At 43.2% G+C, this 12,594-nt stretch carries 9 protein-coding genes; 6 read left to right on the top strand and 3 right to left on the bottom strand.

Annotation, left to right across the window (positions count from 1 at the left end):
• Positions 1-23: 23 nt before the first annotated feature.
• On the bottom strand, positions 24-857 hold the full coding sequence (locus NC996_RS20160) for a metallophosphoesterase (protein WP_190682195.1): 834 nt from the start codon (positions 855-857) through the stop codon (positions 24-26).
• Positions 858-1,330: 473 nt separating this feature from the next.
• On the opposite strand from NC996_RS20160, the gene NC996_RS20155 reads away from it, so the two are divergent.
• A complete protein-coding gene (locus NC996_RS20155; protein WP_190682192.1) occupies positions 1,331-4,027 on the top strand; it encodes a PAS domain-containing protein in 2,697 nt (898 codons plus the stop codon).
• A gap of 36 nt (positions 4,028-4,063) precedes the next feature.
• On the opposite strand, the gene NC996_RS20150 is transcribed toward NC996_RS20155, so the two are convergent.
• Positions 4,064-4,384: a TMEM14 family protein gene (locus NC996_RS20150; protein ID WP_190430133.1), complete on the bottom strand. Its 321-nt coding sequence runs from the start codon at positions 4,382-4,384 to the stop codon at positions 4,064-4,066.
• An 88-nt stretch (positions 4,385-4,472) separates the two neighbouring features.
• Here NC996_RS20150 and NC996_RS20145 point away from each other — a divergent pair, with 88 nt between their 5' ends.
• The 5 genes from NC996_RS20145 to NC996_RS20125 all read left to right on the top strand — a co-directional run bounded on the left by NC996_RS20145 (position 4,473) and on the right by NC996_RS20125 (position 11,097).
• Positions 4,473-5,798, top strand: a complete 1,326-nt coding sequence (locus NC996_RS20145; RefSeq protein ID WP_190682189.1) for an ATP-binding protein — start codon at positions 4,473-4,475, stop codon at positions 5,796-5,798.
• Between the two features lie 117 nt (positions 5,799-5,915).
• Positions 5,916-6,959 (top strand): tellurite resistance TerB C-terminal domain-containing protein, encoded by a 1,044-nt coding sequence (locus NC996_RS20140; RefSeq protein WP_190682187.1) that lies wholly within the window; start codon positions 5,916-5,918, stop codon positions 6,957-6,959.
• Between the two features lie 145 nt (positions 6,960-7,104).
• On the top strand, positions 7,105-8,427 hold the full coding sequence (locus NC996_RS20135) for an ATP-binding protein (protein ID WP_190682183.1): 1,323 nt from the start codon (positions 7,105-7,107) through the stop codon (positions 8,425-8,427).
• Positions 8,424-10,613, top strand: coding sequence for a DEAD/DEAH box helicase (locus tag NC996_RS20130; protein WP_190682181.1), 2,190 nt, complete (start codon positions 8,424-8,426; stop codon positions 10,611-10,613). Before NC996_RS20135 ends, NC996_RS20130 begins: the two co-directional genes overlap by 4 nt.
• 70 nt (positions 10,614-10,683) lie before the next feature.
• Positions 10,684-11,097, top strand: a complete 414-nt coding sequence (locus NC996_RS20125; RefSeq protein WP_190431914.1) for a thioesterase family protein — start codon at positions 10,684-10,686, stop codon at positions 11,095-11,097.
• A gap of 90 nt (positions 11,098-11,187) precedes the next feature.
• On the opposite strand, the gene NC996_RS20120 is transcribed toward NC996_RS20125, so the two are convergent.
• Positions 11,188-12,588, bottom strand: a complete 1,401-nt coding sequence (locus tag NC996_RS20120) for a 2-succinylbenzoate--CoA ligase (protein ID WP_190682178.1) — start codon at positions 12,586-12,588, stop codon at positions 11,188-11,190.
• Between the last annotated feature and the right edge of the window lie 6 nt (positions 12,589-12,594).

The raw sequence follows: 12,594 nt of genomic DNA, 5'->3' as shown, positions 1-12,594 counted from the left end.
ATTCTTGATCTAACAACTAAAAACTATTTTTGATCCACCAGCGCGATCGCCGTGACTTCTGGCGGACAAAATAGGCGTCCGGGCCAATAGGTTCCCAGCCCTCGATTCACATATAGCTGATTTTTTCCCACCTGATGCCACCCCTGCGCCCATTCCCAACGCTCTACCACTGTATTGCATTCCTTCATAAAAGGCACCCAACGCTGCATCGGTTTGGGAATTAGGTGACGGAAGTTTTGCAGCAGTTGCGGCGCTGGACCATACCCAGGAATTACTACTTGACCGCCGTGAGTATGACCCGACAGTTGCAAATCCACCCGCCATTCTTGCAAAATCTCGGCAGTATCTGGGTTGTGAGATAAGACGATTCGGGGTGTATCCTGAGCAAGTTGATTCATCACTGGCGCTGGATTAAAGTCCCGCGACCAAAAATCAGCCAGTCCGACTAGGGGTAATTCTTTTCCCAATGGATAAGCAATTTCATTGCAGAGTACATGAATCCCAATGCTAGTCAGGGCGTCTTGCACCACTTGTTTTGAATGACGATAATAATTATCGTGGTTGCCCAGTACGGCATAGACACCAGCGCGACCTTGCAAGTGTTTTAGCCGTTGCACTAGGGCGTGAATGGGAGATGGGTCATCAGTCACGAAGTCGCCAGTCAACAAAACCAGGTCGGGTTCGAGTTGATTGCTGACTTCAATTGCCTCTGCGAGTAGTGTTTCGGATAATCGCTTGCCATCGTAGTGCAAATCAGACAGTTGCACTAGCTTTGTGCCTTGCAAAGATGCCGGTAAACCCGCGATCGCTACTGTTAAATTTTCTACGCTTAAAGATTCGGTTAATATCCAGTGCATTTTGTCAACTTTTGCTATCTGGCGATTCCAGGATAGCTCAGAGATGCTATTTGTTGCCTTGCCACCTGATTAAGGAGCGAAAGCAAAAGAATGGATTAAATCTTTTCAAGATTGCTTGACTAGGCTGGGTTATGGGCTTCTTGATTCGCTAGCGTCCTTGCAATAAATACAAAAGCGATCGCTAAATGGTTCTTTTTACAATAGTTCAGAACAAGGTCAGAACATTTATCTGTGAATTTACTGACTTTTTCGTAAAAAACGGACAAATAGTCAATGTAAATACGGTTTTATAATTAGTAAATTTATCCTATGTTTATTAGGAATAAATTTAAGTTTAGCCTATATTTAGGCACAAACAATAAATTGTATTATTTTGGTAATTTGTATAAATTTATCTAGCAAATCTCAAAAGATTTTCTCTATTAAAAGTTAATAATTGGTCAGTTATTGATATTTGGAAGAGTCCGATTTTTATGATTAAAAAGACGGAGTTTATCGAATTTCCACAATCCTACTCCAGAAAATCCGGTATTATTGTCACCCTAATTGGATGTGTTGTTTTACTGGGCTGGATATTAGATATTACAGCCCTTAAAAGCATTTTGCCAGGGCTGGTAAGCATGAAAGCCAACACAAGCATAGCCTTTATTCTGAGTGGATTGTCTTTGTGTTTGTGGCACGATGCGGAACACAGAAGACAAAAGGCAAAAGATAACCGGAGAAAGTCTTCGTTTGACCTTTCTCAAGTGTTGGCGATCATCGTCATTTTAATCGGTTTATTGACACTAATTGAGTATGGGTTTGGATGGAATCTAGGAATTGACGAACTGCTGTTTAAAGACCCAGCAGGCGCTGTTGGCACCTCTGCACCAGGGCGAATGTCTCCCAATAGTGCCCTGAGCTTTTTCATGCTTGGCTCTGCCCTTCTGCTGTTATCTAAAAGAGCGTACCGTCCGGCTCAATGCTTTAGCTTAGGCGGGTTTTTGATTGGTTTTCTGGGTCTTTTGGGCTATATCTACGGCATCACCTCGTTGTACGGCAAGAGTTACAACACAGGTGTGGCGTTGCACACAGCGATCGCATTCATCCTGCTTTCCATCGGCGTCCTGTTTGCTTGTCCAGATCGAGGACTAATGACAGTTGTTACAAGCGACAAAGCAGGCGGATTGATGGTGCGGCGGATGTCGCCAGCCGCGATTGGCATTCCCTCAGTATTGGGCTGGTTCATTTTATGCGGCTACCAATCTCAGATTTATGACAGCGAACTTGGGCTGGCTCTTTTTGGCGTATTCAACGTAGTTATTTTTGCCTTTCTAATTTGGTGGAATGCCAGATTCCTGAATGCGGTTGACAGCCAGCGCCACCGAGCAGAAGCAGCACTGAAACAGGTGAATCAAGAGCTAGAAGATAGAGTTGAGGAGCGCACGATCGAGCTGAGTCAACTGAACGAGCAATTACACCAGCGAATTGCCGAACACCAGGAGACAGAGGAGGCGCTCCAAGTAAGCTATAACCTCTTGAATGCAGTCATTGAAGGAACAACTGATATCATTTTTATCAAGGATCTTCAGGGTCGCTACTTAATGATCAACTCCACTGGTGCCAACCTACTTGGCAAGTCTGTAGAGGAGATGATTGGAAAGGATGACTCCGAGGTATTTCCACCTGAGGTCGCCCCTCAACTTATGGAGACTGACCGCAGAATTATGGCTTCTGGGACAACTCAGACGTTGGAGGAAATTGTCTATATCAATAACATCGCGGTGACGTATCTCTCAACAAAAAATATCTATCGCGATCCCCAAGGAAACGTTATCGGTTTGATTGGGATGTCGCGAGACATTAGCGATCGCAAGGCGTTGGAAAAAGAATTAGCGCGGCGCGAGCAGCTTTTGAACTCATTTATTAGCGTTGCGCCGGTCGGACTCTGTATTCTTGACGACCAGATGCGGTATCTGCAAATCAACGAAGCGCTAGCACACTTCAATGGCTTGTCTGTAGAAGAACATTTAGGAAGATCCCTGGCTGAAGTCTTGCCCGACGCTGCACAAGCGATCGAATCGACATTACGCAAAGTACTGACGACAGGCGAAGCGATTCTCAACATGGAGACGTGCGGTGAATTACCTGGCAATCCAGGCGTCCTGATGCACTGGTTGACTTCTCAATTTCCCATACCTGGAGAAGATGGCAAGCCGATGGCTCTTGGTGCCACCGTGATGGATATTACCGCTCGCAAACAAGCTGAGGAAGCCCGTCAGGAGAAAGAAGTTCAGTTAAAAGAAAAAAATCAGCAGCTAGAACATACTCTCCAAGAACTCCAACGTACTCAAGGTCAATTAATTCAAAGCGAAAAAATGTCCAGTTTAGGACAATTGGTTGCAGGGATTGCTCACGAAATTAATAACCCAGTTAACTTTATCTTTGGGAATCTCACCCATGTCAGAGAATACACCCAAGATTTATTAAATCTATTGCGGCTCTATCATCAGCAATACCCGAACTCAACGCCAGAAATTCAGGAGGAGATAGAAGCGATTGACCTAGATTTTATGATGGAAGATTTTCCTAACCTGTTGTCATCAATGAAGGTGGGAGCAGATCGCATCCGGGAAATTGTTCTTAGCTTGCGGAATTTTTCGCGAATTGACGAAGCTGAAATGAAGGCGGTTGATATTCACGAAGGAATTGATAGTACCCTGATGATTCTGCATAACCGCCTAAAAGCAAAACCGGATCATCCCAACATTCAGATAATTAAGGAGTACGGGCACTTACCTAAAGTTGAGTGCTACGCAGGACAACTCAATCAAGTGTTTATGAATTTGATCGCGAATGGCATTGATGCGTTGGATGAGTATAACAAACAGCGATCGCTTTCCGAAATCAAGGCAAATCCCAGCTGGATCAAAATTCGCACTGAGGTACTAGAGTGCGATCGCGTCGTTATCAAAATTGCGGATAATGGCTCTGGAATGACAGAGGCGGTGAGACAACAGCTATTTAATCCCTTTTTTACTACCAAAGCCATTGGCAAAGGCACTGGACTGGGTTTGGCAATTAGCTACCAGATTGTTGTAGAAAAGCACAATGGTCAATTGCAATGTCTCTCAGCACCAGGTAGGGGAGCGGAGTTTATTATTGAGATTCCACTTCGCCAGATAGTTTAGGCAATCTATGCTTTAAATCTATCCTTTATGCGATCGCTACACTATCGCAACCAGTTGTTGAATCATCACCGCCAGCGCCGCCAAACCTAAGAGCGTCATTAATCCCGCAGGCATAAATTTGCGAGTTTTAAACAACCGGATGGCAAAGACAATGATGAGAACAGCGGTGACAACAGTTGCTAAAATCAGCCCCCACGCTTGTCCCTGCAATAACATCACGCCGCCGAGAATGAGTAATAAGCCGCTGATACTGCCAGAAATCAACGACGCTTTGCTTTGAGCTTGAGAGTAGCCCATGATGCCGCCGACAATGGCTAAAATTCCGTAAGCGATCGCGGCGATAGTACCCAGATTCATCTCGTTAAAACCTCATTGCTTGAGTAGAACTTATTTCTAGCGTCGGGAGACAATTTACCATAGCTGAGATACACCACTCAGTTGATTAATGGATACTCAAGCGATCGCTTCAATCGAATTTCTGCAACGTCAAGCTGCTTCTCTGTTACTTTATCAATCCGTCCTCCGTGGGGAAGTCGGCACGGCTTTCCTGAATCTGCTACAAGCCTTAAGCAGCAGCAACACCAATGGACTGGCTTGCCTGCAAGCTTACGGCACTTGGTTTCAAGCTTTAGCCGCCAGAAATCAAGGTTGGCAAGACTACCTAATTACCCAAATTCTCAGAACTGACAATCCTTTTAGCAAGCAAGTCCAGCAATCGTCTTTACTGCCTCCGGCGCTGGTAGCTGCTGCCCAGCACGATTTACAAGCCTTGCAGAGCCTCTACAATTGCAGTAGCGACCAGTTGAGCCGGTGGGTGCAAGCCACAGCCAAGTTACTCGCGGCACCAGTCGCCTGGAACCAGCAGCAGGATAGGGTAGGTGCAATTCACGAATTGCCCATTTGGGAGAAATTCCAAATGTCAGAAAATTGGGTAGATGTGCTGGAATCTTTAGCCGCTCATTATCAGCGATACGGAACGGGGCTGTTTGCTTCTTATCGGGCGTTACGCTGGCAATCTGGGCAGTTGGTAGGCATTTCATATGCCGATCCCGTGCAGCTTCCAGAATTAGTCGGCTACGAGTCTCAGAAAGACTCTTTGCTGAAGAATACAAAATTTTTACTCGCCGGTCATCCAGCTTTACACGTTTTGCTCTACGGCAGTCGTGGTAGCGGCAAATCTTCTTTGGTGAAGGGGTTGTTAAATGAGCCTGATACGGGAAACCTCCGCCTCGTCGAAGTTGCCAAATCTGAACTGAAAGATTTACCAACCATTGTCGAGCAGTTGCGGGGTGTGCCTCAGAAGTTCATCATCTTTGTTGACGATCTCTCCTTTGAGGAGGATGACGACGCTTTCAAAGCTCTTAAAGTAGTGCTGGAGGGCAATTTAACCGCACGTCCTCAAAATGTGGTGGTTTATGCGACTTCCAATCGGCGGCATCTGATTCGAGAATTTTTTAGCGATCGCCCTCGTCCCAAGGACAATGAAGAAATTCACGCCTGGGATACGGTTCAGGAAAAGCTGTCGTTTAGCGATCGCTTTGGTCTGACTTTAACCTTTGAACCCGCCGATCAGAACACCTACCTAAGCATTGTTCGCCATCTCGCAACCCAAGCCGACATTTCCCTCACTCAGGAAGATTTAGAGTATCGTGCCTTACAGTGGGCAACTCGCCACAACGGGCGTTCTGGACGTACAGCACGGCAATTCATTGACTTTCTCAGGGCAGATTTAGCTGTTACTGGTTCAGAATCTCGTAGATTAAACACATAATTAGAATTCTGTTCGTATGAATTAGAACTTGGGAAATGCTGACTTTATCTCACAAAAAATGATATGCGATCGGTTAAGGTAAGCAATCGGATTTTACTGGGTTTAATTGCCTTCGGTGTGAGCTTTTTCCTGAGCTTTATTGCCAACCGAGATTTCCCAAAAGCCTTGGTTACAGGTTTAATTACTGTACCTGCTACTTATGCAGGAGCCATTGTTGTACAAATTAAACAAAGAAAGCAGAAGTTCTTCATACAAAATGAAATTCAAGCGATTTCTGACGAAAGACAAAGCTTAGAAGATGATCTCTATTATTTGGAGTCAAGCCTAAACCAATTGCACGGACAAATAGCAGAAAGCTATAACCGAAGAGAGGTCATTAATCGGGAAGTGTCCACTTTAGGAGCTTATAGATACCAACTAGAAGAACAAGGGTTTATTCTCCAAACTCAACTTGAGGTTCTGGAAAGGCAAAAAGCAGAACTCAATGAATCTTTGTTGGCTGCAACATCGGAAAAGCAGAAGACAGAAACTAGCTTAAATTTCCTGAAAACGGAATTCAAAAAACTGCAAGATCAAGTTGCAGATAATCAGAATCAGAAAACAATCCTTGAACAGGAAATCACTAATCTCAAAAAACAAAAACGTCCTTTACAATCAGAAGTAGATAATCTGCAAGCTCAGCTTCAGACCCTGGAAGCACAGAGAGCGGTGCTGAATCAATCTCTGGCGTCTTTAAAAGTAGAATTAGGTCAGTTGCAAGGGCAAGTATCCTCTTTAAAGTTGGAATACGAGCAGTTAAAGAGTGGTAACTTAAACTTCCAAAAACCTCAAAAAGGACAATCCCAGGCAATCCCTTTTTTAGAAATACAAAGAAAACAATCAGTAGAAAACTTATCGGCGGAATGGACTGCTCTAAAAACAAAACTTACGAATGATGATATTCAGATAATCAAAGCCATAGTAGAGCAAAACAATCCAGGTGCAACTCTCAAGAAAATCGCTGAGACAAATATAACTATGCCTCAACTATTGATAGATGCAATAAACGAACGTGCTATAGATACCATTGGCGATTTTATCATTGAACCAGGTTCGGCATCGATTCCGCCTGCGATCGCAGAAGAACACTTGACAAAAGTGAAGAAGATGCTCGAAACTTAGTTTTATAAAACCAACAATTTATCAAAATTCTTTATAAAACATAAATAAACCGAATCAAAAACCTCACCTTATTCTCCGTCGATGAGACGGAATGAGAAACGTCAAAGCTTGGCCCGCCTTAGCAACAAATAAATTATTTTAAAATATGACAAAACTCAAGATTACCAAAAGAATATCGACTGCTTTAATCAGTTCTCTTGGTGCAGGTGTTGTACCTAGAATCGGTCTTGAACATATTGCTGTCGGACGAGAAAAAGAAGTCAAAGCTATTTTACAGGATTTCGATAATATTGGCGAAGGCGGTGCCGGATTTCGCTTCGTTGTAGGACGCTATGGTTCCGGTAAAAGCTTTATGCTACAACTGATTCGCAACCACGCGATGGAAAGAGGTTTCGTAGTAGCTGATGCTGATTTATCTCCCGAACGGCGACTCGCAGGAACTGACGGAAAAGGGGTTGCAACTTATCGGGAATTAATGCAGAATCTTTCCACCAAAATTCGCCCAGAAGGTGGCGCTTTCACACCCATTTTGGAAGGATGGATTAATAATATTCAAAACCAAGTTGCACAAGAAAGCGGGATGCGACCCAACGACACTGGGTTTGACGATAAAGTAGAAGAGAAAATTCGGGAAGTCGTTAAGGATATAGAAGGCTTAGTTCACGGGTTTGACTTTGCGAATGTCATCATCGCCTATTGGCGCGGCTATCGTTCTGATGATGATGATAAAAAGGAAGCGGCGCTACGTTGGCTTCGAGGAGAATTTGGAACTAAAACTGAGGCAAAAACTGGGCTAGGAGTGCGTGTCATCATTGATGATGAAACTTGGTATGACTACATCAAGCTAGTTGCAAAGTTTGTTTCAGAAATTGGCTACAAAGGGCTTTTAATTTTGGTGGATGAAGCCGTTCATTTGTACAAAATTACTCATACCGCTTCTCGTCAAAAAAACTACGATAAGCTATTGGCAATGTTCAACGATACGATGCAGGGAAGAGCAGAAAATCTTGGCATTTTTATCGGAGGAACGCCCGAATTTGTGGAGGACAAACGCCGGGGGTTGTACAGTGATGAAGCCTTGCGATCGCGCTTAAGCAGCCGTGTCAAAGGAGGTCATCAGGATACCTCAGCACCCGTCATCCAGCTAGAAATATTAACCCAGCAAAATATATCCGAGCTTTTGCACCGATTGGTGGATATTCATGCTACCCATTACAACTATAATAAAACTCTGAAACCGAGTGACTTGCAAGAGTTTATGCAAGAAGTTGTCAATCGCTTAGGTGCAGACAAATTCTTGACACCCCGTGAAGTTGTCCGCGATTTTATCAGTATTTTGAATATCCTTCAACAAAACCCCAACCTCTCTTTCAGAGAACTCATTCATGGTTCCAATTTTAAACCGACTTCTCCCGGCAAAAACCCAGAGGTAGATGGGAATACTGAATTTGCAGAATTTACCCTATGAGCGAACAGGCTTTTGCTAAATTAGCGCCTTTTATTCAAGAATACATTTACACCCAAGATTGGACTGAATTAAGAGACGTTCAAGTTGAAGCCTGTAAGGTTATTTTTGACACGGATGCTCACTTGTTAATCGCCGCCGGAACCGCATCCGGGAAAACAGAAGCAGCTTTTCTTCCCGTTCTAACTTTATTACATCAAAAACCATCTACAACGATTGGGGCACTTTATATTAGCCCAATAAAAGCGTTAATTAACGACCAATTTGAGCGTTTAAATGACCTTTTAAAAGAAGCGGATATTCCAGTTTGGCACTGGCACGGTGATGTTTCTCAGGCTCGGAAGAAACAACTACTAAAAGATCCCAAAGGGATTTTGCAAATAACGCCAGAATCTTTAGAAAGTCTCTTAATTAATAAAAATACTCAACTGTTTCGCTTGTTTGGAGATTTACGTTTTGTCATTATTGATGAAATCCATGCTTTTATGGGTTCCGAACGAGGTTGCCAAATTCTCTGCCAGTTGGCACGCCTTTCAAAATTTGTAAAAAATCCCACCCGTCGGATTGGTTTATCGGCTACCCTTGGCGATTACTCACTCGCTGAAGACTGGCTGCGACTGGGAACTGAAACGCCAGTCATTACTCCGGATATCGAGGGAGGAAAACGAAAAATCAATCTGGCTTTAGAGCATTTTTTTGTTTCTCCCGTTGAAACAGATGAGACTGATGATTTAGTTGTTAGTCCTTACTACAGGCATATCTTTGATATCACTAAATCTCGAAAAAGCCTGATCTTTGCTAACAATCGCTCAGATACAGAATCAGTGATTGCCAGCCTGCGTGAAATAGCCGAAGCTGAAGGATTACCAGATATTTATCACGTCCATCATGGCAGTATTTCTACCTCCTTAAGGGAAGCGGCTGAGGATGCGATGCGCGATACCAAAGTTCCATCTGTTACTGCTGCAACTATCACGCTTGAATTAGGAATCGATCTCGGTCAATTAGAGCGAGTCATTCAATTAAACGCGCCTTTATCTGTATCCAGTTTCTTGCAGAGATTGGGACGTTCGGGAAGGCGAGGAAGTGCGGCAGATATGCGGTTTGTTTGCGCGGAGGAAGAACTATCAACAGAGGAATCGCTTCCTAATCAAATTCCTTGGCAACTGTTGCAAGCTATCGCGATTATCCAACTTTACTTAGAAGAACGCTGGATTGAGCCAATCAAGCCGGTTAAATATCCTTTTAGCCTTTTATATCACCAAACAATGAGTATTTTAGCAGCGCTGGAGGAACTCTCTCCCGCAGCTTTAGCTCAGCAAGTTTTAGCCTTACCACCCTTTGCAGCTATATCTAAAGATGATTTTAGGCAATTGCTCCGAAACTTGATAGGAATTGACCACATTCAGCAGACTGAGGGAGACAAATTAATTATCGGATTAGCTGGCGAGAAAATTGTAAAAAATTTTCATTTTTACGCCGTTTTTTCCGACACGGTTGAGTATGCTGTTAGGGATGAATCGATGGAAATTGGCAGTATCCTGATGCCTCCTCCTGTTGGCAATTGCTTTGCCTTGGCAGGTAGAACCTGGGAAGTTTTGGATAGCGATGCTAAAACAAAAACAGTTTTTGTCAAGCAAGCGCAAGGTCAAGCTAAAATTTCTTGGCATGGTGGCAGTAGCAATATTCATACAAAAGTTCTTGAACGGATGCGAAAGGTTCTTTTTGAAGATATGCAGTATAGCTATTTGCAAAGTAATGCTAAAAAGCGCCTGAATGAAGCTCGTCAATTAGCTCGATTTGGGGAATTTGAAAGAAATAATATTGTTTCATTAGGAAGCAAAACTTGCTGCATATTTCCTTGGATGGGTACTGTCGCTTACCGCACCTTGGAAAGGTTTCTAAATTTCTTTGGTAGAGAGTCTCTGGATATCAAGAAGATTGGGGGCCAAGCTCCATACTTTATGACCGTTAAACTTGGAAAGGATGGGGTAGGGGTAGAAAAGCTTGGCTCGGAAATCCTGGCGTTTGGCAATAAAAGGATTACAGCGCTAGATTTAGTTGCTGTTGAAGAACCTTTAAAAATGCAAAAGTATGATGAGTTTATTCCTAGCAAGCTGCTTCGTAAAGCTTTTGCTTTCGATTGTTTAGATGTTGGAGAGCTGAAGAAAATTATTAGTGGTTGGTAGATGAGAGAATAGAAAGGCTAGAGGAAGCGTAAAACAAAGTTTAAGGCGAAGCGATCGCATCTATCTATAAATGTCATTTACTTATACCCGAACGATTCGTTTTCAGGATACCGACGCCGCCGGTGTTGTCTACTTTGCTAATGTCTTGGCAATGTGTCACGAAGCTTATGAAGAATCCCTAGCGGCTTTGGATATCAATCTCAAGTTGTTTTTCAGCAACCCGAATGTTGCGATTCCTATTGTTCATGCCAGCGTTGATTTTTTCAGTCCGATGTATTGTGGTGACAAAGTAGTTATTCAGTTAATTCCTCAACATCTTTCATCTGAAAAATTTGAAGTTAATTACCAATTTATTGCAGAGAATCGGGTAGTCGCACAAGCAATTACTCGGCACGTTTGCATCGATGCAGCTACTAGAAGTAGAAAAGAAATTCCAGCGGAGATGATTCGATGGCTTCAGCAATTGAAGGAAGAAGAGGAATAAACCGCATTAGCGTTCGCGTAGCGGCGCGGATGCGCGAGAGGGATGCGCGAGTAGACGCAAAGGATGCGAAGAGAGAGTTTATAGAGTGCGTTACACTTCGTTATACTGCCACTCAAATACCCTAGTATAAGCAATTCTTTGTAGCTGTTCGCGGTTCACTTTTCCCTGAGTGTTTCTTGGTAATGTTTCTACTGGCACCCAGTATTTAGGGCGTTTAAATTTGCTCAATTTATCTTCAATTTCTACTTGTAGAGTATAAGTAGAAATGTCTGATTTACTGGGAACATAAACGGCTGTTACAATTTGTCCCCAGTGAGAGTCGGGTAAACCAATTACACAGACATCAGCAACTAAACCTGTAGCTTGAATTGCAGCTTCTACTTCAGAGGGGAAGACGTTTTCGCCACCTGTGATAATTTTGTTACTGCTACGACCGATAATATTTAAATTACCCTGTTCGTCAATAAAGCCTAAATCATCTACTTGGAAATGTTGTTGATTAAGAAATTTTTCTGGATAGTAACCAAGTGTCAAAGAACCAGATTTAATGGTAACAGTTCCTACTTGATTAATTTCTAATATCTCGCTGCTAGAACTACAAATTGTCACTTTGGCATGGGGAAGAATCTGACCGCAATTGTTAGTACCGTTGAGAAAATATTCTGGTTTGAGGCTGGCAATTTGCGAGGCGGTTTCTGTCATGCCATAAGTGGGTGCTAAGCGGATGCTGTGGCGTCTCGCCTCCTCCAGAAGTTTTATCCACGCAGGGGCACCTCCCAAAAGCACTGTCTGAAAGCGGGATAACCAAGCGGTTAAATCTGGATTGTGGAGGAGACGTTGTAGTTGAGTAGGTACTAATGATAGAAAAAATTCAGATGGATCGATCTCGCACTTTTCACTAGATTCTAATTCTTTAAATGGCACAATTGCTAATCTTCCCCCAGAGGTGAAGGAACGCATAAATTGCATCAAACCGCTGACATGATACAGGGGCAATACACAAAAAGAATTTACTGGATTTATTTGAAAATACTGTCTAAAACCTTGTACGGATGCCATTAAGGTTTTCCAGGTGTGGATGGCAAATCGAATCTGCCCTGATGAACCTCCGGTGGGAATCATAATCCAGTTGTTGCTAGTTGCAGAGACGCGATTTTTGTCTCTACAAGATGGGGAGGTTAAAGGATAAGGGCAATCTCCCCAAATTAGGTCTGGTTGGACTAAATCAAAAACTTGTTGCCATTCGTGTTTAACCCAGTTGGGATTACAAAGAAAAACTGGGCAACCAGCGGCACAGGCAGCGATGAAGCTGGCAAGAAATTGGATTGGTTCTCGCTCTGTCAGTAATATTTTTGGTTTGTTTTTAGAGTTCGCAAGTGGGGTTAATTGATTAAATAATTGCTCGGCAATATAAATAAAGTTGCGACTGTCGTAACCAATCAGCCAATCATCAATAGCACGTTTTTTAAGATAGTCTAGCGGCGATTCCATAGGTTC

Source organism: Trichocoleus sp. ST-U2 (assembly GCF_039961875.1).
Lineage (GTDB): Bacteria > Cyanobacteriota > Cyanobacteriia > Cyanobacteriales > FACHB-T130 > FACHB-T130.
The sequence above is the reverse complement of the archived record's forward strand: the minus strand, read 5'-3'. Positions and strand labels throughout refer to the sequence as shown.

Excerpts from the sequence above, each read along its gene's own strand:
- NC996_RS20120 (WP_190682178.1), bottom strand. The coding sequence starts at position 12,588 with ATGGAATCGCCGCTAGACTATCTTAAAAAACGTGCTATTGATGATTGG.
- NC996_RS20150 (WP_190430133.1), bottom strand. The coding sequence starts at position 4,384 with ATGAATCTGGGTACTATCGCCGCGATCGCTTACGGAATTTTAGCCATT.
- NC996_RS20155 (WP_190682192.1), top strand. The coding sequence starts at position 1,331 with ATGATTAAAAAGACGGAGTTTATCGAATTTCCACAATCCTACTCCAGA.
- NC996_RS20125 (WP_190431914.1), top strand. The coding sequence starts at position 10,684 with ATGTCATTTACTTATACCCGAACGATTCGTTTTCAGGATACCGACGCC.
- NC996_RS20160 (WP_190682195.1), bottom strand. The coding sequence starts at position 857 with ATGCACTGGATATTAACCGAATCTTTAAGCGTAGAAAATTTAACAGTA.
- NC996_RS20145 (WP_190682189.1), top strand. The coding sequence starts at position 4,473 with ATGGATACTCAAGCGATCGCTTCAATCGAATTTCTGCAACGTCAAGCT.
- NC996_RS20135 (WP_190682183.1), top strand. The coding sequence starts at position 7,105 with ATGACAAAACTCAAGATTACCAAAAGAATATCGACTGCTTTAATCAGT.
- NC996_RS20130 (WP_190682181.1), top strand. The coding sequence starts at position 8,424 with ATGAGCGAACAGGCTTTTGCTAAATTAGCGCCTTTTATTCAAGAATAC.